Below are 23481 nucleotides of genomic sequence, written 5' to 3' on the forward strand. Positions count from 1 at the left end.
ATCGAAGTAGATGGGCGTATTGCCGGTTGAGCGACGTTCAGCGGAACCACGGCCGGCGAGCTCGTCGCTCCGCCCATCGTCTTGTGTCATCGCATCCTCCGGCGCCGTTCATTCTCGTGAGTCGCAGAATATCGTTCGTGGCTATGGAACGAGGCTGGGAGCCGAAGCGACTACCGTCAAGACGAACTCGGATATGCAATGAAATCCATGTCTTTCCTACAAAGGGTGAACCCACGTCGAAAACGCTCACCTCTCCATCACCCGAGGTGAGCGATAAAAAGCAGACGCCGGTTTTGGTCGTAGCGATCGTAATCAAGGCGCCTGGGTCGCGGATTTTTGACCCTATCTGCCAATATCGATGCGGCCATACACCCCATCCGCTTCGTCATTCGGGCCGGCAGCGAAAAATAAAGTGTTGGTCGGCTGATCGTTGAGCCCGTTGCCGAATGCCATACCCCACAGCCCCGGTTCGACAATCGCTGTACCGTCTGCATGCCGCAAGGTCCCGATCAACATACCTGTGTTGGGGTCGAAGGCGTGGATCGTTCCATCGCCGAAGTTTCCGATCAAAAGAGCATTATTGAACGGGCCGAAGTCGCGGGGCGAGAGCGCCATGCCCCACGGCGCATTCAGCGGACCACCGGTCGCGAAACGCTGAATGAACTGTCCGGAAGTACTAAATACGTCGATCACGCCCAGGCCAGCTCCAGGCACATCGTCATGCTTGGCCCCATCCTGCATCGCATAGGCGACGAATATTTTCGAGTCGATAGCCTGAATGCCGAAAGGCGCGAAACCGGCGGGTAGCGTCGAGTCCTGAAACGCGCCCGGAAGCGCAACTTTCGTGAACGTATCGTCGAATACATCGATCTTGTTGTTGTGGAAATCGGCCGCGAAGAGGAAGGTGGCGCCGTTGCTGCTCGCCATCGCAAGTCCCTTGTAGACCGCGCTGCCGCCGCTATCGAATACCGTCACGGCCGCCGTCGGGTTGACGGTGGGCGACCATGCGGTAAGGGTGCCGCCCTCTCCCGCGAAGATGAAAACTGCTGGCCCGGTTTTTCCATTCTGGCTCACCACGAATCCCGCCGTGCCGTTGAACACGATGCCAGTCGGATTGGCATCGCCGCTCGACCCCGCTGGGATCGACACGACAAGCGATTGCGGCACGCCGTTACCGTCATAGAGTGTCGCCTTCTGCGTGCCGTTATCCGCTACCCAGACAAAACCTTTTGGATTGAAGGCGATACCCCATGGATTTTTCAGATTGGCGTCGATGTGGGCAGCCGGAATGTTTCCGTCGGAGACGAGCGCGGTCACGTGGAAATGATGAACGTGCGATGAACCGCCTCCGCATGCTACGAGGCCAGCTACTATCGCCGCCCCGAATGCGACGATCCCCGCCGTATGGACGTGTTTCATGATGGCGCTCCTGCTGATCGCGCGTGTGTCCGAGATGTCTTTAAACGAATCCGCCCTCGCGTTTATTCCTTCGGTGCGTGGTTGGCGCCGTTGCGCTCGGCATTGGCGGAGCAAGACAGAGCGAAGCTCTGCTCGCCCTCACCTGCCAGGCTCCCTGATTTCCGAGTTGGATTAAAACATTTTTGCGTGCGATTGAAATCGTTTTCTCCCGATTATTTCGATAATAAATATGATCTCGGTATATTGATTACATCAAATTCAGGATTTCCTGACGAATTGGGAAAGGATAAATTCCTTGCATCCCGCACACGGTTTTTGTCATTTTATATTTATTGAATTCGTTATAAATCATCGACTTAGCAAGTCTTGCGCCCGCTATTTGGGATTTTTCTATCCTCGATGGCCCGGGACGGGAGTAATTTTTCTCGAAATTCGGCATGCCAAGCCGACCTTGCCGAAGCTGATCATGCGTGGCATAGTCAAAACGCACGATGTGCGGGACGTAATTTCTCGCCGCCGTGCGATACTCGCCATAATCCATTTAGGAGAACTAAATATGAACGGTTGCATCATGGATCGGCAGGAACTTTCTCAAGAATCGGCAGGTACTTTCGAAGTTCCGTCCATCACCCTGCTCGGCTCGCTTGACGATTCCCAGGGTACGACGGACTTGAGCCTCTCGACTGTCAGCAACAAGCCGATCTTTGCGATCATCTATAACGCGATCTGAATTTTGGACGTCTGAAGGTCGTTTGTTTTCTGGTGCCCTTTTGCAACGGGCACCAGTCTCCTTCATTTTTAAAGTCTTAACAAAAAGGCCCGGAATGTCTAGACGCATATGGATTGCCGAAGGCTACGCGACCGACGGCGAAATGTATGGGCGCGCATTGCAGTTGCCCGATGCCAACTCATCTCGTCTGGCCTCGTCGCCGCAAGCAATCGGGACGGATGTTCAGCGCAAACGTGCGACGATCGTCAAAGCCAACGTGGGCGATGTGGCGTCATGCCCGTGCCTCGATGTGGGCTTGAATGACATCGAGGACGAATCCGGCGAGCGAGGTGGGACATGCGCGATGGGCTGAGCAGAAACCTGAAATCGATCTTTGCAGGCGAGCGGGCGGCTGTTGTGACTGACGATTGGCGCTTGGCTGAGTGGCTGGCGGCCCGCCATGTCCCGGCCGCGACGTTCGATGAGATCGCCGCGGGCGATGCCGACGTGCCGAAGCGGGCACTGGCCGTCCCGCTCGATTGGAACCGCGTGCCGTCACGCCAGGTATTGCGCGACAAGTGGTCGGCGACGAGCGTTTTGTGGTTGCCGCTTGCGTCCTTCACGTCCGATCTGGAAACGGCGAAATACTCGATGGAGATGTTTTCCGAAGTCGACGTTTCGCAGTCGGTGGCCATGAACCGCCGGGTGATCACGCGGCTGCTCATGGCGCGCGAGGAAATTACGATGACGGGGCCGGATACCGCATTGAAAATCAGGTTGCCGGATACGCTGCATTCCGTGGGACGCACGCGTGTGGCACTGCTCCACGATGAGCACTCGACCCTCGGCAACTACTTCGAGGTGGGAATGTCTCCCGCCGACATGGCGGGCGGCATCGACACGTCGATGGCCGTCTCGGGCGTAGTGCGCGTCGATTCGGTACTGGTCGCCAAGCACCGCGAGATGCGGCGCGAAAGTGCATCGTCGTTCGGGGCGGCGGAGGCGCTTGCGGCAAAACTTCGCAGAGCTTGCCCGTTTCAGGTGGTCATTGAAGACAACAGGGTCGTCGATGGCTTTGGCGAATGGGCTGAGGCAATTCACGCGCTGAGCGGGCCACAATACCAGTACGCGTTGACGGAGGTAGCCATTGGCACCGGAGCACTGCCGTTGGGCCGAGTGGAGTGGAGTCTCAACAGCGTGCTCAACGAAGGGGCCACCGGCATCCATATAGGCGTCGGGAACGGCTTGAACGGTGCTCATTTCGACTTCATCGCTACGGAGGCTCGACTCGATGGCATATGACGAGCACGGGGCCGGTCAGATGTCCGGCGCGACGATTCGGAGGGCCAGCTCGATTCATTTGCGGGAGGAGGCCGACGGCGCGGCGCTTCTCGTCGACGATCGGACGCTGACCGCGGCGCATATCAACAAGTCGGCTTGCATCCTTTTCCAGGCGCTGGATCGGCCTCGTACGCTGGGAGACCTGGCCGATATCTTGGCCGGCACGGTCAAGTGTTCAGCAAGCGAAGCATTCCTCCCCGTGGTCAAACTGGTTGAACAAGCAGTTGGGTTGGGCTGGCTGGAGGTTCAAGGTGACTCGCTGAACAACGGGCGGCCGGAATCCGAGCGGTAGCACGAAATACCGAACGTCCAGCAAGTCTGCGATGTGCAGCTTGGGCTCTTTGCACCACGGTGAGCGACGGCGATTTATAGAGCGCACGTTGCAGTGGTTATTTCCAGTGGCCGCGCGACATATAGTTCGCCATCGGCGGCAATTTTTCGTCCCGCTCGAACCATTCGAGGCCACGCAAAACGTAGAGTCGGACGCACAGAGACGATGCTCTTCCTGTGAGCATTCGAGCAAACGTTTGCCTGCCTAGTGAATCGAAGTGCCCGGTCGCCGGACGCTCGCGCAATATCGAGGTATGGACAAACCAATCGCTTCGCGAAGCGCGGTTCAATTCGAGCATTGAGTTTTGCCTTGAACACACAGATCCTCTGACAGCCCAGGAAACAACTTGAACGCCACTCGTGCATCACACGCCGTTATCGGCATTGCGGCGCTCGTTACCGCCTTTTCGTGCTACGCGCACACTTCCAAGAAACACCACAAAACGTCGTCCGATGCGTCGACGCCCGTCACCTACCCGTCGCCGACTGGGTCGGAGCCGGCCGTCGCGACCCAATGGGGCGCCGTCAGCGAACCAGCATTGCCCGCAACGGTCTGCGGAGCGCCGTTGCAGGCAAAACTGACGCCCGTCGGCGGGTCCATCGACACGCTCGACGCCGACCCCGCCAATTCTCAACCGGATGCCGCCCGCATCCAGGCGGCGATCGATGCTTGTCCGGCCGGCCAAGCTGTTAAGTTGACGGCGGGCTACTCCGGCGAGTCGGGCTTTCTCAGCGGCCCGCTCCGGCTCAAGTCCGGTGTGACACTGTGGATCGACCAAGGTGTCACGCTCTTCGCTTCGCGCAACCCGGCCAACTATGACAACGGCGTGGGAACGTGCGGTACGGCAACGGCTTCCAAAACCAAGTCGTGTAATCCGTTGATACTCGCGAGCGACACGGCAGGTAGCGGGATCGTCGGCAAGGGCGTGATCGATGGCCGCGGCGGTAGCCTGCTGACCAGCGGTCCGAACGCGGGCAAGCGCAGTTGGTGGGACGTCGCGTATCAGAACAAGACGATGGGCCTCAATCAGCAGAACCCTCGGCTCGTGCAGGTTTCGAAGGGGTCGGCCTTCACGCTGCACGACATCACGCTCGAAAACTCGCCGAACTTTCACGTGGTACTCGATAGCGTCGCCGGTGTCACTGCTTGGGGCATCAAGATTCTCTCGCCGAGCCTTGAATACACGAAAGCGCGTTACGCGTGCCCGAGCGGCACGACGCCCGATGCGCACACGCCCGCGACTTGCTTTACGCCCGACACCGTCAAGAACACCGACGGTTTCGATCCCGGTCAATCGAGCAATGTCGTGCTCGCCTACTCCTACATCAGTACGGGCGACGATGACGTTGCAGTCAAGGCGAGCAAGGCACCGGCCAGCAATAATCTGACCTTCGCCCACAATCATTTTTATTATGGGCACGGCATGTCGATCGGCAGCGAGACGAACTCGGGCGTCAGTAACGTCGCCGTCACGGACTTGACGATGGACGGCTACGACAGCCCCAACGGAAACGGCCTGCGCATCAAGTCGGATTCCTCGCGCGGCGGCATGGTGAGCAATGTTCGTTATGAGCAGGTATGCATGCGCAATGTTCGCCAACCGCTCGTGTTCGACCCGTACTACAGTTCGGCCAAGGGCTCCCTGTATCCGAGCTTCACCGGCATCGTCATCAAGGGGTTCCGCGATCTGGGCAGCGCTTCGGAGAGCAGCCAGGTGACCTTTTCGGGGTATGCCACCAACGGCGTCGTGAAGCCGCTGGAGATCACGCTCGACAACGTGGTGTTCGATGGTACGCAACCGGCTCTTGCGACAGGACATAACGGCGGCCCGTCCGTATTGCCGGCCTATACCCATTTCACGCTGGGACCGGGCCCGGTCAGCTTTGCCAACTCGATCGTGACATCGACAGCTGCCGACGTTTCCGTATCGGGCTCGCCCGGCGACGCAGCGCCTGTCGATTGCAGCGGTGCATTCGTTCCATTGAAGTCGGTGCTGCCTGATTCGCCGATCTGATTTCACGTTTCGCCCGGCCGGCTACTCGTCGGCCGGTCTCTTCCAATGACCCGGTTACGTCATCAGTCAGCATTGCATCGAGGCCTCACATCCCTACCGGGGGGAGGCGTGAATGAAATGTCTGGTGATTGCATTGCTGAGCGGCCCGAGGCTGCTGGGCTATCCACTCGGGCCGGAACAGATGCAGTGCGCGCTGGGTCAGGTGTTGCACTTGTTGCTCGGCGCCATTTGCCAAGGATGTTTCTCCCGATCGCCGACGCGCACCCGAGTTCAGTATGATTCGAACAATCATCACGATGCGCACACCGCCAATTCGGATGCCCCCGTGAAGCCGCGCCGCTGAGCACGCCTCGCGCGCCGCTCGACATCCGGAACGCCCTAGGAGAGAGCATGCCGAGCCGCACCCCGACCGCGTTATGGGCCCAGCAGTTTCAGCGCTCGTCGGGATCGAAGCAGAGCCTGCAGGATCAAATCCGGCAAATGCTCGTCGCCGCGATCCTCGACGGCCAACTCGCACCCAACGTAGCCCTGCCGTCGAGCCGCGAACTCGCCGATCAGTTGGGCGTCGCACGCAACACCGTCGTGCTCGCATACCAGATGCTCGTCGAAGAAGGCTATTTGATCTCGCGCGAGCGCAGCGGACACTTCGTCAATCCTGAAATGCTGCGCAGCCTGCCGCGCTTCGACGCGAGAGCGCCTGCCGCATCGGGCGCAGCCGACGGCGAAGCGGCCGGCCGTCCCGTTTGGCGGCAACGCATCGCGCATCCACCTTCGGCGCAACGCAATATCGTCAAACCGGCGAATTGGCAGCATTACGAATTTCCGTTCATCTACGGACAATTCGACCAGTCGCTATTTCCGACCAACGATTGGCGCGAGTGCTGCATGAAAGCGCTGTCGATCATGGAGATCCGCAATTGGGCGCCCGATTTGATCGAGCGCGACGACGAATCGCTGATCCAGCAAATCCGCACGCGCGTGCTGCCGCGGCGCGGCGTATTCGCAGCGCCCGAAGAAATCATCATCACGAACGGCTGCCAGCAGGCCTTGTACCTGGTGGCCGATTTGCTCTGCGGCGAAGAGACGACCGTCGGTTTCGAGAACCCCGGTTATCCCGATGCGCGCAACATCTTCGAAAACCGCAACGCGCAGCTCCTGCCACTGCGCGTGGACGGTCACGGCATCGCGCCCGATGCGCTCGCCGCCTCGCTTGCCCGCTGTGACTACCTCTATGTCACGCCCAGCCATCAATGCCCCACGACCGCGACGATGCCGATCGAACGACGGCGCGCCCTGCTCGAGTTGGCGCAGCAGCATGACTTCGTCATCGTCGAAGACGACTACGAGAGCGAGAACACGTTCTCGGGCACGCCGCACCCGGCGCTAAAGAGCCTCGATACCGCCGATCGCGTGATCTACGTCGGCAGCCTTTCCAAGACCTTCGCCCCCGGTTTGCGGCTGGGCTATGTCGTCGGTCCGCGCGAGCTGATTCGCGAGCTGCGTGCGTTGCGGCGTTTGATGGTGCGGCATCCGGTCGGCTATGTTCAACGCGCGTTCGCGACGTTTCTCGCCCTCGGTCATCACGATGCGCTGCTGCGGCGGCTCGCGCATGCGTATCGAGAGCGCTCGCAAGCGCTGATGGCCGCGCTCGATGCGCACATACCGGAAGCGCGCTACGTACCCATTACGGGCGGCGCATCGTCGTGGGTGGAAGGGCCGCAATGGCTCGATGCCGAACGGCTGGCTGCCGATGCGCAAGCCGTCGGCGTGCTGATCGAGCCGGGCAACGTCTTCTTCATGAACGACGATCAGGACGCGCGGCGCTACTTCCGCATGGGATTCTCGGCGATTGCGCTGGATCGGATCGAGCCCGGCGTACGGGCGCTCGCGCAATGCGTGCGCACGCAGCGGCCCACCGTGTAGCCGGGGCCAGTTTTACGACGCGCGCTGATAGTAGATGTTCTGCGGATGCGCCGCATCGGCGAAGAAGAACCAGCGCTCGGCGATGAGCCCCACATACTGAATGACGAACGCGGCGCCTAGCACGAGCGCCGCCGCGCTCGCTCTCGGCGCGAGCGCGCCCACGCCGGTCAGCACGAACGGCGCGGCGAACGCAGCCGTCATGAACCCCGCCTTGATCGCGCGCAGCGTGCCGGCGTTCTGCCCATGAAAGAACTCGCGCGTATTGAATGCGCTCGCAGTGAAGCCGCGCGACTTCTGCTCGACTTTGCCGTGGCGGATACCGGTTGCGCTCTGCACGGTCGATTTCGGCTTCAGGCGCGCGTTACGCATGAGCGAGGCCAAGCGGCTCGCGCAACCAGCGAGCGTCAACACGCATGCGCATGGCGCGAGCATGACGACGAGCGCCGGTGCGAGCCACGCCGCATATGCCGTTGCGAGCGTGCAGCCGGAAGCGCAGCCGAGCAGGGTGAAGTTCACGAGCGTGAGCGGACTCGCCCATTCCTGCAGAAAGCGCAAGCAGGCATAGATCATCGCGGTGCACACGAACAGGACGATCGCCGCCGCGGCGGCGATCAAACCGATTGCAAGCGTATCGTCCCATCCAAGCCAATGCGCGAGTCCATACGCGGTCGTGAGCGACAAAAACGCCGGCAGTGCGATGCATTCGCGCGAGAGCCACGACGTGCGCCACATGGCGATCGCGCGCCAGGCTCGCTCGGGGTGGCCCAGGTGAAAAAACGATGCGAGCAGGCCGAGGGCGCCCAGCACGACCGCGAGCGCAGCGCCAACGACATAGAACGCCGAAGGCACGGCCACGCCTGCTGCAAAGCGTGCGGTGGCTTCGAGCGCGACGAGTGTGAGCAGCAGGCCTTGCGCCGCACCGCAAAGCGTCGTGAGGAAAATGACTGAAAAAGCGGGCCGCATGGGGCTCTCCGTCGGTGCTGTTTGAATTGAACGAATGCGTGAACGTCAACGCCGCACGGCCAGTGCGGCAAGCGCGATTTCACCGCGTTCGAGTTTCGCTTCGAGCGATGCCGGTTGCGCGCCGGACGCCGCGCCGCCGCAAGCGCTATCGCTGCCGCAACCGCAAGAAGATGCGGTGGTGACGCGCGGCAAGTAATGGTTCGAGGGCTTCGTATCCCATTCCGGCATGAGTTGATAGCCGCCGCGCTCGCTGATCGCGCGCGAGACCTCCGACTGCGGATCGTGGATATCCCCGAACAAGCGCGCCGAAGTCGGGCAGGCCAGGACGCACGCAGGCTTGCGATCGCGCTCCGGCAGTGCTTCGTTGTCGATGCGGTCCGCGCACAACGTGCATTTGGTCATCTCCTTGCGACCTTCGTCGAGCTCGCGCGCGCCATACGGGCAAGCCCATGCACAGTACTTGCAGCCGATGCACTTGTCGTAGTCGACCAGCACGATGCCGTCGGACTTGCGCTTGTAGCTCGCACCCGTCGGGCAGACGGGCACACACGGCGGATCCTCGCAATGCAGGCACGATTTCGGGAAGTGGATCGTGTCGGTCATCGGGAACACGCCCGCTTCATACGTCTGCACGCGATTGAAGAAGGTCCCGGACGGATCGTCCTCATACGGGTGAACATCGGCAAGACTGCCCGCCTCGCCAGACGTGTTCCACTCCTCGCAACTCGTCACGCATGCGTGGCAACCCACGCAAACGTTAAGGTCGATGACAAGCGCCATCTGCGTCATGATCGATCTCCTTCTCGCTGCACCGCTTCGCTCGGCGACACGCCGGTTGCCACCTTGCGGCGCAGTCTCGCCGCGAACTCACCCTTGCCGGCGAAATACGCCTGCATGCGCTGCAACACGTTCGTCGAACCGGGCAACGGCTGCATCGGCTCGAATTGCGGCAGTGTCGTCGCGGCATCGGCTTCGGCGCGATAAATGCGCACGCGCACGTCGTACCAACCCGCCTGCCCGGTGATGGGATCGGAATTCGAGATCCGCTCCCCGGCTTGCATATCGCTCGGCAACTCGTCGGTGATCACGTGGTTCAGCAAAAAGCCGCGTTGAGATTCCCCCGCGCCAGGCCCGAGATTCCATGCGCCGGCCGCCTTGCCGATCGCATTCCAGGTCCAGACGGTGCCGGGTTCCACGGCCTCGCTATAGCGCGCGCGGCAACGCACTTTGCCCCACGGCGATTCGACGTAGATCCAACCGTCGTCGTCGATCCCGGCTGCGGCGGCCGTCGCGGGATTGACGAATAAGTGGTTTTCGCCATGAATCTGTCGCAGCCACGCATTCTGCGAATCCCATGAGTGATACATCGCCATCGGCCGCTGCGTGATTGCCGCGAGCGGATACCGGTTCAGATCGGTTACATCCATTTCGAGCGGCGGGTACCAGAACGGCAGCGGATCGAAATGACGGACGATCCGCTCGCGCAGATGATCGGGCGGCTGCCGCCCGCTCGTCTTGCCCTGCGCCGCGAGGCGAAACGTCTGCATCACTTCCGAATAGAGTTGAATGACGATCGGCAAACCGAACTTGCGCATGCCGTTATCGACGGCCCATTGCATATACGGACCGTTGCAATTGCGCATGTACTGCAGCGATTCGGGCAACCTGTGGTGATACACGCAGTTGTTGCTCGCGTACTGTTCCCACTGCTTCGGGTTCGGTTCGCCGACCACCGCCTTGTCGCCATCCTTGCCGCGCCAGCCGATCAGAAAACCCGTGCCGGAATTGGGCGCCGTCTGGAAATTGACGATGAAGTCCGGATAGTCGCGGAACTTGCGCGTGCCTTCCGGCGTCGTGAACGCGGGGAGTTTCAAGCGGCTCGCGACTTCGATCAGCACTTCCTGGAACGGCTTACATTCGCCGGTCGGCGGCACGACCGGCACCCGCACCGAATCGACGGGCCCGTCGAATTCCGAGATCGGACGGTCGAGCATCGACATCACATCGTGCCGCTCGAGATAAGTCGTGTCGGGCAGAATCAAATCGGCAAACGCTGTCATCTCCGACTGAAACGCATCGCACACCACGAGAAACGGGATCTTGTATTGGCCGTCCTCGCGCTTATCGACGAGCATGTTGCGCACTTGGCCGGGATTCATCGACGAATTCCATGCCATGTTCGCCATGAAGATCAGCAGCGTGTCGATCGGATAGGGATCGCCGCGCCAAGCGTTCGTGATCACCGAATGCATGAGGCCGTGCACCGCCAGCGGGTACTCCCATGAAAATGCTTTGTCGATGCGCGCGGGCGAACCGTCCTCATGTATGAACAGATCCGCGGGCGAAGCGGGCCAGCCGAGCGGACCGGCGGCCAGCGGCGTATTGGGCTTGATCGAGGCAGGATCGTTGGGCGGTTTCGCCGAAGGCGGCGCCGCACGCGGATACGGCGACTTGTGCCGAAAGCCGCCCGGCCGGTCGATCGTGCCGAGCAACGACATCAATACGGCCATCGCGCGGATCGTTTGAAATCCGTTCGAATGCGCCGCCAAGCCACGCATGGCATGAAACGCAACCGGTGCGCCCTCCACCGTATCGTGCGTCTTGCCCCACGAATCGGTCCACTGCACCGGCAACACGATGCGCTGCTCGCGCGCGACCGTCGCCATTTCGCGCGCGATACGCGTGATCGTCTCGGCAGCGATGCCCGTGATTCGCTCCGCCCATTGCGGAGTGCAGTGGGCAACCTGCTCTCGCAGCAATGCGAACGACGGCGCGACGGGCGTATCGTCCTCGAGCACATAACGGCCCTCGAGCGCGGGCTGCGCGCCGTCCGTGTGATGCAACACGGCGCGATCGGTGCGCGTATCCCACCATAGATGATTCTGGGGATAGAGCGCATTCACTTCGGGCGCGCTTGGATCGCGCACGAACAGCCCGAAGGTATCGCGGTCCTCGCGCAAATCGACGAGCTCGGCTGCATTCGAAAACCGCTCGACGAACGCACGATCGTAGCCATCGTGTTCGATCAATTCGCGGATCAATGCCATGAACAACGCGCCATCGGTGCCGGGCCGAATTGGGACCCATTCGTCTGCAATCGCCGCGTACCCGGTGCGCACGGGGTTGATGGCAATGAAGCGCCCCCCTGCCCGCTTGAACTTGGACAACGCGATCTTCAATGGATTCGAATGATGATCTTCGGCGGTGCCGATCATGAAGAAGAGCTTGGCGTGATCCAAATCCGGGCCGCCGAACTCCCAGAACGAACCGCCCATCGTGTAGATCATGCCGGCCGCCATGTTGGCCGAACAAAAGCCGCCATGGGCCGCGTAATTGGGCGTGCCGAACTGCTTGGCGAAGAGGCCCGTGAGCGCTTGCATCTGGTCGCGGCCCGTGAAGAGCGCGAACTGCTTCGGGTCGGTCGCGCGCAAATGCGAAAGACGTTTCTCCAGCACGTCGAACGCGACCTCCCACGAGACCGTCTCGAACCGGGCCTCGCCCCGCTCGGCGCCCGCCTTGCGCATCAATGGCTGCGTGAGCCGCGCGGGCGAATACTGCTTCATGATGCCCGAGGCGCCCTTCGCGCAAATCACGCCCTGGTTGAGCGGGTGCTCGGGGTTGCCGTCGATGTAACGCACTTCGCCGTCGCGCAGATGCACGCGAATGCCGCAACGGCAGGCGCACATGTAGCACGTCGTCGTCTTGAACTCGAGCTTCTCGTTTTGCGTACGCGCGTGATGGTCCATCGTGCTCTCTCGTTTGCGCAAGGCAGCGCGCGGCCTCGACGAAGCAGCGCCCGCAGTGGGATAGGGCTATGGTAGGTGCGTCCGCGGCCGGCTAAAAGTTGTATTCGATGATCGAAACTATCGGCCGCAGCGATAATTCAGCGGGGAGGATAGGAAGCCAACTCGTGCTCGTCGACCGCACGCTCGCGGCGCCGCCGCACAAACAGGGCATAGGCGAGCAGCAGCATCCCCAGGCTCGCGACGCCGAGCCAGAGCGGCTTACGCTGATCGGGTATGAACGCCATCGCAACCAGGATGCCGATCATGCCGGCGATCGAGAGCCAGGTGAGATACGGGAAGCCCCACATCTTCACGCGAAGGCGGTCCGCTTGCGCGCGATCGAGCCGGCTGCGCAAGCGCAGTTGGGAAAACGCGATCAACACGTAGACGAAGATTGCAACGGTCCCGTACGAATCGACGAGAAATGCGAACACGGTATCGGGCGAAACGTATGACATGACGACCGAAACGTACCCGAACAGCGTGCCCAGCAAAATCGCGCGCACCGGCACGCCGCGCCGATTGACCTTCGCGAGCGAACTCGGCGCGTCGCCGTTGCGCGTCAAAGCAAACAGCATGCGCGATGCGGCATAGAGCCCCGAGTTGAGCGCCGAGAGCACGGCGGTCAGCACGATCGCATTCATGACGTGCGCCGCGGCGGGCAATCCCATCACCTGCAACGCGCTGACATAAGGCGTTGCCATGCGCGCCGAATTCCACGGCACCAGCGCGACGACGAGCGCGACCGAACCCACGTAGAACACCAGCACGCGCGTGATCACCGAGTTGGTGGCCTTGGCCACCGCCCGCGCCGGCTCGTGCGCCTCAGCCGCAGCGATGGTCACGATCTCCGCACCGAAGTAGAAACCCGTGGCCGCCACCGCGCCGCTCAATACCGGCCCGATGCCGAGCGGCATGAAGCCGCCATGACCGAGCAACGTCGGCAGCACGGCGCTCGTGTGCAACGACGCCGGCCACAAACCCAGCACATAGAGGCCGCCGAGAAACAGGAAAACGATGATCGCCCCGACTTTGATCGACGAGAACCAAAACTCGAACTCACCATAGCTGCCGACCGAAATCAGGTTCGTCGCCGTGAGCACCACGAGCAGGACGAGGCTGATGAGCCATGCGGGCGTGTCGGGCAGCCAGAATTGCACGAGCTTCGCGCCCGCCACCGCCTCGAGCGCAACCACGATGACCCAGAAGTACCAGTACATCCACCCGGTCAAAAAACCGGCGAGCCTGCCCGGCCCCCGCCGGTTCGCGAATGCGAGCCGCGCATATTCGTAGAAGGACCCGACGGCGGGCATGGCGCAAGCCATCTCGCCGAGCATGCGCATCACGAGCACGACGAGCACACCCGTGATCAGAAACGACAGAATGGCGGCGGGGCCCGTTTGCTGAATGACGACCCCGCTGCCCACGAAGAGCCCTGCCCCAATCACGCCGCCAAGCGCAATCATCGTCATGTGACGCTGCTTGAGCCCGCATTTCAGTGTGCTGTTATCCATCGAGGGTTGCATGTCTTCTCCATATCTAGTGATATAACCGCTGTCGAGGCGAAACTGCCAATTAGCAATTGCCTGAGCAATGGCGAGCGACTTCGAACGCGCACGCAAAGGCGTGCGCGCTCCCCGCCGCATGGACGGGCTTTATCGCTGTTGTAACGGGCGATGCGAGGCCCGGCCTGCCACCGGCCGGGCGTGCATGACGGCGATCGCGGCGATCGCCGCGCGTGGCTCACGGCCGCTCGTCGCGCCTGAAGTATTGAAAATAGAGCATGCGTTGGCCGATTCTGCGGAACGGCGCGAACGGGTGGCCCGGCAGCGGGCTCGTGAAAATCGGCAGCGTCTGGTCCGCGCTCTTGCCCGCGATGCGCTCGGCCAGCCTTCGTCCGGCTTGCTGCGAATACGACACGCCGTTGCCGCCGTAGCCCAGCGCATAGTAGACCGACTGCTTCGGATCGGGCTGGCACACGCGCGGCATCATGTCATGGCTCACGTCTACCCAGCCCCACCACGAATAGTCGATATCCACGCCGCTCAATGCCGGAAACTTGCGCGCCATGCCTTCCTTGAGCAGATCCAGATGGCGCGGGTTCGGCGCGTCCTCGCCCGTGATCGCGCTTCGACTGCCGATTTGCAAGCGCCGATCGGGCAGAAAGCGGTAATAGAACCGCAGCGTGCGCGTATCGGTCAGCACCTGCGTCGTGCGAAAGTTGCACGCGGCGATTTCGGCGTCGGTCAGCACGCGCGTGACCATCGAATTCGACAGAATCGGCATCACCTTGCTGCGCAGCGCCGGGTGCAACGTCTGGGCCGTATACGCGCCCGTTGCAATGCCCACCGAGCGGGCGCGCACCACGCCGCCCGGCGTATGCAGATGATGCACGCCGCCAATCGTCTCCCAACCGGTCACGGGGCTGCTCGTATGCACGCGCGCGCCCGCCGCTCGCGCAAGTCGCAGGTACCCGAAGGCGAGCTTGAGCGCGTGAATGCCGATCCCCTCGGGCTCGTGCAGTGCGCCGGCCGCCTCGTGATCGTCGATGAATTCCCGGCGGAAGGTTTGCGCGCTCAGTAATTCAGACGGGTAACCGAACACGTCCTTCCAAACCTTCGCTTCGGCGGCGAGCTTTTCCATCATGCGGGGACGATGCGCGATGAGAAAGTGCCCGCCCGGTTGCGGATCGCAATCGATCTCGGCAACAAACGACTTGAAGTGCTCGAAGCCTTCGAGGATCTCTTCATGCATCTTGAGCGCGACGTCCTTGCCCCAGCGCTCGATCCACTGCGAGCGCGACAGGCGACCCGATGCGTTTTGCGCCTGTCCGCCGTTGCGGCTGCTGCAGCCCCAGCTCGTGCGATTGGCTTCGAGCACGACCGCCTTGATGCCATGCTCGCGCGCCAGGCACAAAGCCGTCGCCAGCCCGGTATAGCCGCCACCGATGATCGCGACATCGACGTCGATGTCCTTGACGATCGGGCCATCGTCGGCCGGCGGCGTGCCGGCGGTCGCGACCCAGTACGTCGGCGCGTAGTCCTTGCCGTGCCCGGGCCCCGGAGAGACGAGCGGATCGTACTTCGGATCGTAGCGCCGGTCGGTCGCCGGGTCCGGCGCAAAGCCGCTCGCCGCCCGCTCGACTGAGCTGTATTCCATAATGAGGACTCCTAATGATTAACCGGTGCGACGCGCGCAGCGGCCTGCTTGGCGTGCGCGGCCGCCGTGCTCGGGCCGCCTTCATGACCGCTCGCGCCGGCCACGCTTGCCGCGCCCTCGAGCCTTGCGCAATGCCTGTTGCCCATCTCTATCTCCTGGTCGTTCTTTCCACTCGTTCGGGCGCAACGCTTTCGATGCGGCGATCCGTCGAGGAAAGTGTAGGTAGGTCAATTTCGCGCAGGTAGAACCAGTGGCGCAGATTCGCTTGGACCAGGGCACCGAGCCCGGACGCTATGCCCTGTCGGCAAGCCGACGCATGCGATCGTCGTCACGTCGAACGAGCCGCGTGCCGTATCGGCATAAACCAGCATAGGCAGCCGCAATTTCATGCCGCACGCTATGAAGTGGTACAAAACGGTTCATTTATCTCGTCGTCCGCGACGAACCGATACGTATGTCCGACACCGCCTCTACATCACCCGACGCCACACCAGCCGACGAAGCGCGCGTGCTGCGCGCGCTTGCCGTGCTCGAAGCGCTAGCGGCCGCGGGACAGCCCTATACGCTGTCGCAGCTGTCCGCGCGGCTGCGCATCCCGAAGGCCACGCTGCTGCGGATGATCGAGGCCTTGGAATCGCGCGGCTACGTCATGCATATGCCCGATTCACGCGGCCACGATCGCGCGATCGCGCTCGGTCCGCGCTCGGCGCAGTTCGCGTTGGCCACCCTATCGAACAACACCTTCACGCGTGGCTGCCGCTCGGTGCTGCGTGCGCTCGTCGAGGTGCTCGGCGAGACCTGCAATCTGACTGCGCTCGATAACGACGCGGTGCTGTACGTCGAGCGCGTCGAGACCACCGAACCGCTACGGCTCGAAATGCGCCCCGGCATGCGCGTGCCGTTGCATTGCACGGCGAGCGGCAAGCTGTTTCTTTCGCAAATGACACTGCTCGAGCGAAACGCCATGCTCGCGCGCATGACGCTCAAGAAGATGACGCACCGCACGCTCACCGACCCGAAAACACTCGCCGCCGAACTCGACCGCCTCGGCCCGCGCGGCGTCGGCATCGACAACGAGGAGTTCGTGCGCGGCATGGTGGCAGTCGCGGTGCCCGTGAAAGACGCGGACGACGGCCATGTGCTGGCGTCGCTGGCCGTTCACGCGCCGACCGCGCGCGCGACGCTCGACGATCTACTCAGAGCCGTGCCGCAGATGAAAGAAGCTGCCAGCGGGCTCGCGCCGCTGCTCCACGCGAGCCGCGTTTAACAGCGCCCATGCCGGCGCGGGCGCACGCGCAGACAGCGCGTGGCTCGCCTCGGCGTGCAGTCCGCGCCCTTCTTCCCCGCGTTGCGGGTCAATGCGGATCAATGCGCCAGGATGTCCATCGCCCGCTTTTTGAGCGCTAGAAAATGCGGCTCGAACGCGGTTTGCGGCGTGCGAGGCCGATCCAACTCGATCGGCACATCGAGCGCGACGCGCCCCGGCCGCGACGACAACACCACGAGGCGCGTGCCGAGAAAGACCGCTTCGTCGATGTCGTGCGTGATGAACACGATCGTGCAATGCAATTGCTCCCATAGCTCGGTCAGGAACCGTTGCATGGCCGTGCGCGTTTGCGCGTCCAACGCGCCGAAGGGCTCATCCATCAGCAAGACCTTGGGCTTCATCACGAGCGCACGCGCGATCGCCACGCGCTGCTGCATACCGCCCGATAGCTCGTAGGTCTTGGCGTGCCCGAACGCTTCGAGGCCGATCGTGCGCAGGATCTCGGCCGACGCCTGCCGCCGTTTCACCTTCGGCACGCCGTGCAGTGAAAGACCGAACTCGATGTTCTCCTCCACGCTCAGCCAGGGCAGCAACCCGGCCTGCTGGAAGACGACGACGCGATCAGCCCCGGGCGCGCTCTTGGCCTCGCCGTCGATATAGATGTTGCCGCGCGAAGGAGACGTGAGCCCGGCGAGCAGGTGCAGCAAGGTGGTCTTGCCGCAGCCCGATGCGCCGAGCACGGTGACGAATTCGCCGCCTTGGAACTGCAGATTGATGTTCTCGAGCGCCGAAGTTGCGCCAAACGTCTTATATAGCGAATCGATGACGATGTTCAAATCCGTCTCCTACGGCGCTGCGACGCGCTCAATGGGCAAGCGATTGCGAATACTGCGGTGCAACGTTCGCATCGAAACTGGCCGGTACCGACTGAATGCGGCCGATCGTGTTGAGCACCTTCGCGGTGTTGACCAAGGTTTGGTAGGTGGCCGATGTCTTCACACCCGGGCCGGAGCCCATCACCTTTGCCGTGGTCTGATCCGCGCCGGAAAAAAGCTCATAGCCGGCCAATTCGCTTTGTGCCACCGGGACCGTCACACCCGTTTGCCGCGCCATCTCCGCCAGCGCGCGATCGCGATGTGCCTGCGTCACTTGATAGCCTTCGTCGAGCGCCGCGACGAAGCCGGCCGTCAACTCGGGATGGGCCTTGGCCCAATCGGCGTTCGCGACGCACACGTTGTAGCTCGACGCCTCGCGCGGTAGATCGCCGTCGGTCTTGATCGCCTTACCGCCCGCCGCGCGCAGCGCGCTGAATACCGGGTCCCAAACAATGGCCGCATCGATCGCCCCCGTCACCCAGGACGTGCGCATTTGCGGCGGCGCCATGTTGATTTGCGTCACGGCCGCATACGGCACGTGCGCTTGGGCGAGAAACGTCGCCAATTCGAACGACGCTTGCGAGCCGGCAACGATCGCGATTTTCTTGCCCTGCAGGCCCGCCACATCGCGAATCCCGCTTTCGGGCTTGACGACGATGCCGGCCGCGTTGGTGTAGCGCTCCTGGTTATAGACGATCGTCATCGGCAAGCCTTGCGCGATCGCCGTCACGAGCGGCGGAACGCCGAGGCCGCACATGAACGTCAAGCTGTTGGACGCCAGCGCGCTCATGGCCGCCGGGCCGGAACTGAAGAGCTTGTACTGCACGTCGGCGTTCATGTGCCGTTCGAACAAATGCTCGGCCATCGACACCATGTACGGATCGGCGCCGTTGTCTTCATAGCCGATGATGACCTCGGGCTTGCTCTGCGCGTACGCCATGCCGCCCGCCGAATTACCGGCGGCCAGCAACACCGCGGCAACCGCTCCCATCCCGTGTTTCGTTTTCATGTTTCGTCTCCTCGATGAGTGGAATCAGTCATGCCCGCGCCAAGGCACGACCCAGTTCTCGGCTTTGCGTATGACCAATTCCATGGCGTAGCCGATCAGCCCGATGATGACGATGCCGACAATGACCACACTGACTTGCAACGCTTGCCCCGCGAACTGCACGAGCCAGCCCAAGCCACTGCTGGCGGCGATCAGTTCGGCCGCGACGAGGCAGGTCCAGGCGACGCCGATCCCGACGCGCATGGCCGTGAAGATCTCCGGCAACGCCGAAGGCAGCACGATTCTTCGGAAGATTTGCGCGTTGGTCGCCCCGAGCGTGCGCGCGACCGCGATGCGCAGCGGCGGCGTGCTTTTGACGCCGGACATGGTGCCGATGATGATGACGGGAATCGTGCCGACGAGGATCAGAATGGCCTTCGGCAACTCGCCGATGCCGAACCAGACGACGAGCAGCGGGATGTAGGCGAGCGGCGGCACGGGCCGCACGAATTGCAGCAACGGATCGATGATGTCGTTCACGATCTTGTTGCGCGACATCAAGAGGCCCACGGGCACGCCGATCGCTACCGCGCCGACGAAACCGATGACGATGCGAAAGCAACTGATCAAAATGTCGCCGACGAGCGACTGCCCGCCGTAACCGTCGCGCACGATGTCGACGAAAGCGCGCCAGACCGCCACCGGCGAAGGCAGGGCGAAGGCGGGAAACACACCCGCCATCGACACTACCTGCCACAGCAGGACCGCTATCGCCAGCACGACGGCCGTCAGTCCATACGATTTCATGCTCGCATGAGCGAGGCGAAGCTTGATGCGCGGCTCGCGCGGCGGCCCGGCGGGCCGTTTGATCGTCTTGCCGTGTTCGGGTAGTGCTCTCGCTCTCACTGCCGTCTCCTTCGGTTCTACATCGGGCGCCCACGGCGCGTGCAGCAATCCGGCACGCAACCTCGCTGCAGCAAGCGCATCGGCGTCTCGATGCGCGTACGACCAAACAGGAGATCGCTCGCCCGTTTAGTCAAGCATTGTCAAACAATAAGCGCGCCGGTAGTGCCAGGCGAAGGGATCCGATGGGTCCAGCGCACGAGCGCGCCGCCTGTCCATGATCGCTCTACTCTGGCCCAAGCGAAACTGGAAATCTGGCGCTACCGGCCCCCCCGCGCGCCCATTAACGTGTCAATAAACCATGCCGCGGCTTGCCTTCCAGCGAGGCGCGGCCCGCTCATTGTTCAGGAGACATGCATGACAGCGACGCCTCTCGCCCCTTGCGCCGTGACGGCCGACACGCTCGCCGCGTTTTCGGACGCCTTTAACCGCCACGACGCCGACGCGCTGATGGGATTCATGACCGAGGACTGCGTCTTCGACGCCGCGGCAGGCCCCGACGTGCACGGGGCCCGCTTCGTCGGCCGCGACGCCGTGCGCGCCGCATTCGAAGCGGTATTCAGTGCTTTCCCCGATGCGCATTGGGGCCACGGCCGGCATTACATAGCCGGCGAGCGCGGCGTGTCCGAATGGGTGTTTACCGGCACGCACAAGGACGGCTGGCGCATCGAAGCCGAAGGGTGCGACTTGTTCGAATTCCGCGATGGGCTGATCGCGGTCAAACGGGCCTTCCGTAAAGAACGCCCGAAGCAGCCCGCATGAGCCGCAGGGCGCGCGTTGCCGCATGCATCGCGGGCCCTTTTGAAACGAATCATTTCATTCCATTCCAAATTCGTCGTCGGCAGACAGAACGGCTTGACCCCACTGGAACGCTGAATAGCATCGAAACCAAGCGTTTTGTTAACCGAGGACCGGAGACACTGATGAGCGACCAATCCACTTCCCAACGCGCGACGGCCAGCGGCCCGCAAGAGATGACTCCTTCCGAAGCGTTCGTCGAAACGCTCGCGGCCAATGGCGTGACCGACATGTTCGGCATCATGGGCTCGGCGTTCATGGACGCGATGGATATCTTCGCGCCGGCCGGCATCCGCCTGATCCCCGTCGTGCACGAGCAGGGCGCAGGCCATATGGCCGACGGCTATGCGCGCGTATCGGGCCGCCACGGCGTCGTGATCGGCCAAAACGGCCCCGGCATCAGCAATTGCGTGACCGCGATCGCGGCCGCCTATTGGGCGCACAGCCCCGTCGTGATCGTCACGCCCGAAGCGGGAACAATGGGCATTGGCCTGGGCGGCTTCCAAGAAGCGAATCAGTTGCCGATGTTTCAGGAATTCACGAAGTACCAGGGCCATGTCACGCATCCGGCGCGCATGGCCGAATTCACCGCGCGCTGCTTCGATCGCGCGCAGGCCGAGATGGGACCGACCCAGCTCAACATCCCACGCGACTACTTCTACGGCAAGGTCAAGGTCGAGATCCCGCAGCCGCGCAAGCTCGATCGCGGCCCCGGCGGCGACGAAAGCTTGAACGAGGCGGCCGATCTGATCGCGCAAGCCAAGTTTCCGGTCATCATCTCAGGCGGCGGCGTGGTCATGGCCGATGCGGTCGAGGCTTGCAAGGCGCTGGCCGAGCGCTTGGGCGCGCCGGTCGTCAACAGCTATCTGCACAACAACTCGTTCCCGGCGAACCATCCGCTCTGGTGCGGTCCGCTCGGTTATCAGGGCTCGAAAGCGGCCATGAAGCTGCTCGCGCGCGCGGATGTGGTGATCGCGCTCGGCTCGCGCCTCGGCCCGTTCGGCACCCTGCCCCAGCACGGCATGGACTATTGGCCGAAAGAGGCGAAGATCATTCAGATCGACGCAGACCACAAGATGCTCGGCCTCGTGAAGAAGATTTCGGTAGGCATTTGCGGCGACGCGAAGGCCTCGGCGCTCGCACTCACGCAAAGGCTGGCCAATCGCGAACTCGCGTGCGATGCCACGCGCAGCGAACGCGCGGATCAAATCGCCGCCGAGAAAGCGGCGTGGGAAAAAGAACTCGACGGCTGGACGCACGAGCTCGACGCCTACAGCCTCGACATGATCGAGGAGCAAAAGCACGAGCGCACGTTCAACGGCGGGCACTATCTGCACCCAAGGCAAGTGCTGCGCGAGCTCGAGAAAGCGATGCCCGAGGACGTCATGGTGTCGACCGACATCGGCAACATCAATTCGGTCGCGAACAGCTACCTGCGCTTCAACAAGCCGCGCAGCTTCTTTGCGGCCATGAGCTGGGGCAATTGCGGCTATGCCTTCCCGACGATCATCGGCGCCAAAGTGGCGGCGCCGCACCGCCCTGCCGTGTCGTACGCGGGAGACGGCGCGTGGGGCATGAGCCTGATGGAGACGATGACCTGCGTGCGCCATGGCATTCCCGTGACGGCCGTGGTTTTCCACAACCGGCAATGGGGCGCGGAGAAGAAGAATCAGGTCGATTTCTATAACCGCCGCTTCGTGGCGGGCGAGCTCGACAATCAAAGCTTCGCCGCCATTGCACGTGCAATGGGGGCGGAAGGCATCGTCGTCGATCAGTTGGAGGATGTCGGGCCGGCGCTCAAACGCGCGATCGACATGCAGATGAACGAAGGCAAGACGACGATCATCGAGATCATGTGCACGCGCGAACTGGGCGATCCCTTCCGTCGCGATGCCTTGTCCAAGCCGGTTCGCCTGCTCGACAAGTACAAGGACTACGTCTGATCCGCCACGACTATGAAAGCCCTCAACCGCATCATCGAAGCGGCGCGCGCGTCACCCATGCGCATCGTGCTGTGCGAGGCCGATGATCCACGCGTGCTGGCCGCCGCGGTGCGCGCCAGCCGCGAAGGCATCGCGCGCGTCATGCTGGTCGGCGATCCCGGCCGCATCCGCGCGGCCGCCGAGCGCGAAGCGCTCGCGCTCGGCGACATCGCACTTATCGATCCGGCCGCTTCTGAATGGCACACGCCGTTCGTCGACACCCTCGTCGCGCTCCGCGGCGGCAAGGGCATGACGCCGGAGCTGGCGCAACGGGAAGTGCTCAAGCCGCTCGTCTTCTCGGCGCTGATGGTGCGGCACGGTTACGCCGACGGCTCGGTGGCGGGCGCGGTCAACACGACGGCCGACGTCGTGCGCACGGCGATTCAATTGATCGGCCTCGAGCCGTCGTTCAAGCTCGTGTCGAGTTTCTTCCTGATGATGCTGTGCGAGCCGTTTCATCGCTACAAGGGCGGGCTCGTGTTCTCCGATTGCGCGCTCGTCGTCGATCCCGACGCCGAGCAACTCGCGCAGATCGCCATGGCCGCCGCCGATAGCGCGCGCAGCTTGCTGATGGAAGAGCCGCGCGTGGCGATGCTGTCGTTCTCAACGAGCGGCAGTGCGCATCACGCACACGTCGACAAGGTGATCGAGGCGACGCAACGCGTGAAATCGGTGCGTCCGGGCCTGGCCATCGACGGCGACGTCCAGCTCGACGCGGCGATCGTCGCCGAAATCGCCGAGCGCAAGATCGAGCACTCGCAGGTGGGCGGTCACGCGAACGTGCTCGTTTTCCCCAATCTCGACGCCGGCAATATCGGCTACAAGCTCGCCGAACGCATCGGCGGCGCCAAGGCGATCGGCCCGCTGCTACAGGGGCTGAATTATCCCGCCAACGATCTGTCGCGCGGGTGCAGCAGCGAGGACATCTATTACGTCATCGCCGTCACCGCCGTGCAAGCGCAAGCCGCGCACACACGCCGCGCCCATCCCTCTCAGGAACCCCACGCCGCGTGAGGGCGTCGCC

The 23481-nt window shown here is 62.7% G+C and carries 21 protein-coding genes; 10 read left to right on the top strand and 11 right to left on the bottom strand.

The genetic code is table 11. The annotated features are described in order from the left end of the window. Positions 1–342 precede the first annotated feature (342 nt). Positions 343–1419, bottom strand: a complete 1077-nt coding sequence (locus ACR9ZC_RS02950) for a TIGR03118 family protein (protein ID WP_481579051.1) — start codon at positions 1417–1419, stop codon at positions 343–345. 247 nt (positions 1420–1666) lie between these two features. Further along, positions 1667–1960 (bottom strand): hypothetical protein, encoded by a 294-nt coding sequence (locus tag ACR9ZC_RS02955; protein ID WP_481579052.1) that lies wholly within the window; start codon positions 1958–1960, stop codon positions 1667–1669. Between the two features lie 15 nt (positions 1961–1975). On the opposite strand from ACR9ZC_RS02955, the gene ACR9ZC_RS02960 reads away from it, so the two are divergent. The 6 genes from ACR9ZC_RS02960 to pdxR all read left to right on the top strand — a co-directional run bounded on the left by ACR9ZC_RS02960 (position 1976) and on the right by pdxR (position 7737). After that, on the top strand, positions 1976–2149 hold the full coding sequence (locus ACR9ZC_RS02960; RefSeq protein ID WP_481579053.1) for a hypothetical protein: 174 nt from the start codon (positions 1976–1978) through the stop codon (positions 2147–2149). Between the two features lie 94 nt (positions 2150–2243). After that, on the top strand, positions 2244–2501 hold the full coding sequence (locus ACR9ZC_RS02965) for a hypothetical protein (protein ID WP_481579054.1): 258 nt from the start codon (positions 2244–2246) through the stop codon (positions 2499–2501). Next, positions 2486–3430 (top strand): CgnE/CgnB domain-containing protein, encoded by a 945-nt coding sequence (locus ACR9ZC_RS02970; protein ID WP_481579055.1) that lies wholly within the window; start codon positions 2486–2488, stop codon positions 3428–3430. The genes ACR9ZC_RS02965 and ACR9ZC_RS02970 overlap by 16 nt, the downstream gene beginning before the upstream one ends. After that, on the top strand, positions 3420–3761 hold the full coding sequence (locus tag ACR9ZC_RS02975) for a hypothetical protein (protein WP_481579056.1): 342 nt from the start codon (positions 3420–3422) through the stop codon (positions 3759–3761). The genes ACR9ZC_RS02970 and ACR9ZC_RS02975 overlap by 11 nt, the downstream gene beginning before the upstream one ends. Before the next feature lie 385 nt (positions 3762–4146). After that, positions 4147–5814 (top strand): glycoside hydrolase family 28 protein, encoded by a 1668-nt coding sequence (locus tag ACR9ZC_RS02980; RefSeq protein WP_481579057.1) that lies wholly within the window; start codon positions 4147–4149, stop codon positions 5812–5814. Positions 5815–6204: 390 nt separating this feature from the next. Then, positions 6205–7737, top strand: a complete 1533-nt coding sequence (pdxR, locus tag ACR9ZC_RS02985) for a MocR-like pyridoxine biosynthesis transcription factor PdxR (RefSeq protein ID WP_481579058.1) — start codon at positions 6205–6207, stop codon at positions 7735–7737. Positions 7738–7749: 12 nt separating this feature from the next. On the opposite strand, the gene ACR9ZC_RS02990 is transcribed toward pdxR, so the two are convergent. The 6 genes from ACR9ZC_RS02990 to ACR9ZC_RS03015 all read right to left on the bottom strand — a co-directional run bounded on the left by ACR9ZC_RS02990 (position 7750) and on the right by ACR9ZC_RS03015 (position 15790). Next, on the bottom strand, positions 7750–8700 hold the full coding sequence (locus ACR9ZC_RS02990) for a dimethyl sulfoxide reductase anchor subunit family protein (RefSeq protein WP_481579059.1): 951 nt from the start codon (positions 8698–8700) through the stop codon (positions 7750–7752). A 45-nt stretch (positions 8701–8745) separates the two neighbouring features. Continuing rightward, on the bottom strand, positions 8746–9489 hold the full coding sequence (locus ACR9ZC_RS02995; RefSeq protein ID WP_481579060.1) for a 4Fe-4S dicluster domain-containing protein: 744 nt from the start codon (positions 9487–9489) through the stop codon (positions 8746–8748). Further along, complete coding sequence (locus ACR9ZC_RS03000; protein WP_481579061.1) at positions 9486–12446, bottom strand: molybdopterin oxidoreductase family protein; 2961 nt, start codon at positions 12444–12446, stop codon at positions 9486–9488. Before ACR9ZC_RS03000 ends, ACR9ZC_RS02995 begins: the two co-directional genes overlap by 4 nt. 137 nt (positions 12447–12583) lie before the next feature. Further along, positions 12584–14011, bottom strand: coding sequence for an amino acid permease (locus ACR9ZC_RS03005; RefSeq protein ID WP_331570016.1), 1428 nt, complete (start codon positions 14009–14011; stop codon positions 12584–12586). Between the two features lie 217 nt (positions 14012–14228). Next, on the bottom strand, positions 14229–15644 hold the full coding sequence (locus ACR9ZC_RS03010; RefSeq protein ID WP_481579062.1) for an NAD(P)/FAD-dependent oxidoreductase: 1416 nt from the start codon (positions 15642–15644) through the stop codon (positions 14229–14231). An 11-nt stretch (positions 15645–15655) separates the two neighbouring features. Beyond that, a complete protein-coding gene (locus ACR9ZC_RS03015; protein ID WP_440563237.1) occupies positions 15656–15790 on the bottom strand; it encodes a hypothetical protein in 135 nt (44 codons plus the stop codon). A gap of 308 nt (positions 15791–16098) precedes the next feature. Between ACR9ZC_RS03015 and ACR9ZC_RS03020 the strand changes: the two genes are divergently transcribed. Then, entirely contained in the window at positions 16099–16911 is an 813-nt protein-coding gene (locus ACR9ZC_RS03020; protein ID WP_481579063.1) for an IclR family transcriptional regulator, read from the top strand. A gap of 98 nt (positions 16912–17009) precedes the next feature. Here ACR9ZC_RS03020 and ACR9ZC_RS03025 read toward each other — a convergent pair whose 3' ends face one another. From ACR9ZC_RS03025 to ACR9ZC_RS03035, 3 genes are read right to left on the bottom strand one after another with little or no spacing between them, the layout of a single operon-like run. Further along, a complete protein-coding gene (locus ACR9ZC_RS03025) occupies positions 17010–17747 on the bottom strand; it encodes an ABC transporter ATP-binding protein (RefSeq protein ID WP_481579064.1) in 738 nt (245 codons plus the stop codon). 28 nt (positions 17748–17775) lie between these two features. Further along, a complete protein-coding gene (locus ACR9ZC_RS03030) occupies positions 17776–18795 on the bottom strand; it encodes a taurine ABC transporter substrate-binding protein (protein ID WP_481579065.1) in 1020 nt (339 codons plus the stop codon). 24 nt (positions 18796–18819) lie between these two features. After that, a complete protein-coding gene (locus ACR9ZC_RS03035) occupies positions 18820–19680 on the bottom strand; it encodes an ABC transporter permease (RefSeq protein WP_481579066.1) in 861 nt (286 codons plus the stop codon). 354 nt (positions 19681–20034) lie between these two features. Here ACR9ZC_RS03035 and ACR9ZC_RS03040 point away from each other — a divergent pair, with 354 nt between their 5' ends. The 3 genes from ACR9ZC_RS03040 (at position 20035) to pta (ending at position 23471) form a co-directional block, all read left to right on the top strand. Then, positions 20035–20439: a nuclear transport factor 2 family protein gene (locus ACR9ZC_RS03040; protein WP_481579067.1), complete on the top strand. Its 405-nt coding sequence runs from the start codon at positions 20035–20037 to the stop codon at positions 20437–20439. Between the two features lie 161 nt (positions 20440–20600). Next, the gene (xsc, locus tag ACR9ZC_RS03045) at positions 20601–22418 is read left to right on the top strand and encodes a sulfoacetaldehyde acetyltransferase (RefSeq protein WP_481579068.1); all 1818 of its coding nucleotides are present in this window, start codon (positions 20601–20603) and stop codon (positions 22416–22418) included. A gap of 12 nt (positions 22419–22430) precedes the next feature. Further along, the gene (pta, locus tag ACR9ZC_RS03050; protein WP_481579069.1) at positions 22431–23471 is read left to right on the top strand and encodes a phosphate acetyltransferase; all 1041 of its coding nucleotides are present in this window, start codon (positions 22431–22433) and stop codon (positions 23469–23471) included. Positions 23472–23481 lie beyond the last annotated feature (10 nt).

This window comes from Trinickia sp. HAY1-2D (genome assembly GCF_056754935.1).

Coding starts and splice junctions, on each gene's coding strand:
- ACR9ZC_RS02950 (WP_481579051.1), bottom strand. CDS start 1,419: ATGAAACACGTCCATACGGCGGGGATCGTCGCATTCGGGGCGGCGATA.
- ACR9ZC_RS02955 (WP_481579052.1), bottom strand. CDS start 1,960: ATGGATTATGGCGAGTATCGCACGGCGGCGAGAAATTACGTCCCGCAC.
- ACR9ZC_RS02960 (WP_481579053.1), top strand. CDS start 1,976: ATGAACGGTTGCATCATGGATCGGCAGGAACTTTCTCAAGAATCGGCA.
- ACR9ZC_RS02965 (WP_481579054.1), top strand. CDS start 2,244: ATGTCTAGACGCATATGGATTGCCGAAGGCTACGCGACCGACGGCGAA.
- ACR9ZC_RS02970 (WP_481579055.1), top strand. CDS start 2,486: ATGCGCGATGGGCTGAGCAGAAACCTGAAATCGATCTTTGCAGGCGAG.
- ACR9ZC_RS02975 (WP_481579056.1), top strand. CDS start 3,420: ATGGCATATGACGAGCACGGGGCCGGTCAGATGTCCGGCGCGACGATT.
- pdxR (WP_481579058.1), top strand. CDS start 6,205: ATGCCGAGCCGCACCCCGACCGCGTTATGGGCCCAGCAGTTTCAGCGC.
- ACR9ZC_RS02990 (WP_481579059.1), bottom strand. CDS start 8,700: ATGCGGCCCGCTTTTTCAGTCATTTTCCTCACGACGCTTTGCGGTGCG.
- ACR9ZC_RS02995 (WP_481579060.1), bottom strand. CDS start 9,489: ATGACGCAGATGGCGCTTGTCATCGACCTTAACGTTTGCGTGGGTTGC.
- ACR9ZC_RS03000 (WP_481579061.1), bottom strand. CDS start 12,446: ATGGACCATCACGCGCGTACGCAAAACGAGAAGCTCGAGTTCAAGACG.
- ACR9ZC_RS03005 (WP_331570016.1), bottom strand. CDS start 14,011: ATGCAACCCTCGATGGATAACAGCACACTGAAATGCGGGCTCAAGCAG.
- ACR9ZC_RS03010 (WP_481579062.1), bottom strand. CDS start 15,644: ATGGAATACAGCTCAGTCGAGCGGGCGGCGAGCGGCTTTGCGCCGGAC.
- ACR9ZC_RS03015 (WP_440563237.1), bottom strand. CDS start 15,790: ATGGGCAACAGGCATTGCGCAAGGCTCGAGGGCGCGGCAAGCGTGGCC.
- ACR9ZC_RS03020 (WP_481579063.1), top strand. CDS start 16,099: ATGTCCGACACCGCCTCTACATCACCCGACGCCACACCAGCCGACGAA.
- ACR9ZC_RS03030 (WP_481579065.1), bottom strand. CDS start 18,795: ATGAAAACGAAACACGGGATGGGAGCGGTTGCCGCGGTGTTGCTGGCC.
- ACR9ZC_RS03040 (WP_481579067.1), top strand. CDS start 20,035: ATGACAGCGACGCCTCTCGCCCCTTGCGCCGTGACGGCCGACACGCTC.
- xsc (WP_481579068.1), top strand. CDS start 20,601: ATGAGCGACCAATCCACTTCCCAACGCGCGACGGCCAGCGGCCCGCAA.
- pta (WP_481579069.1), top strand. CDS start 22,431: ATGAAAGCCCTCAACCGCATCATCGAAGCGGCGCGCGCGTCACCCATG.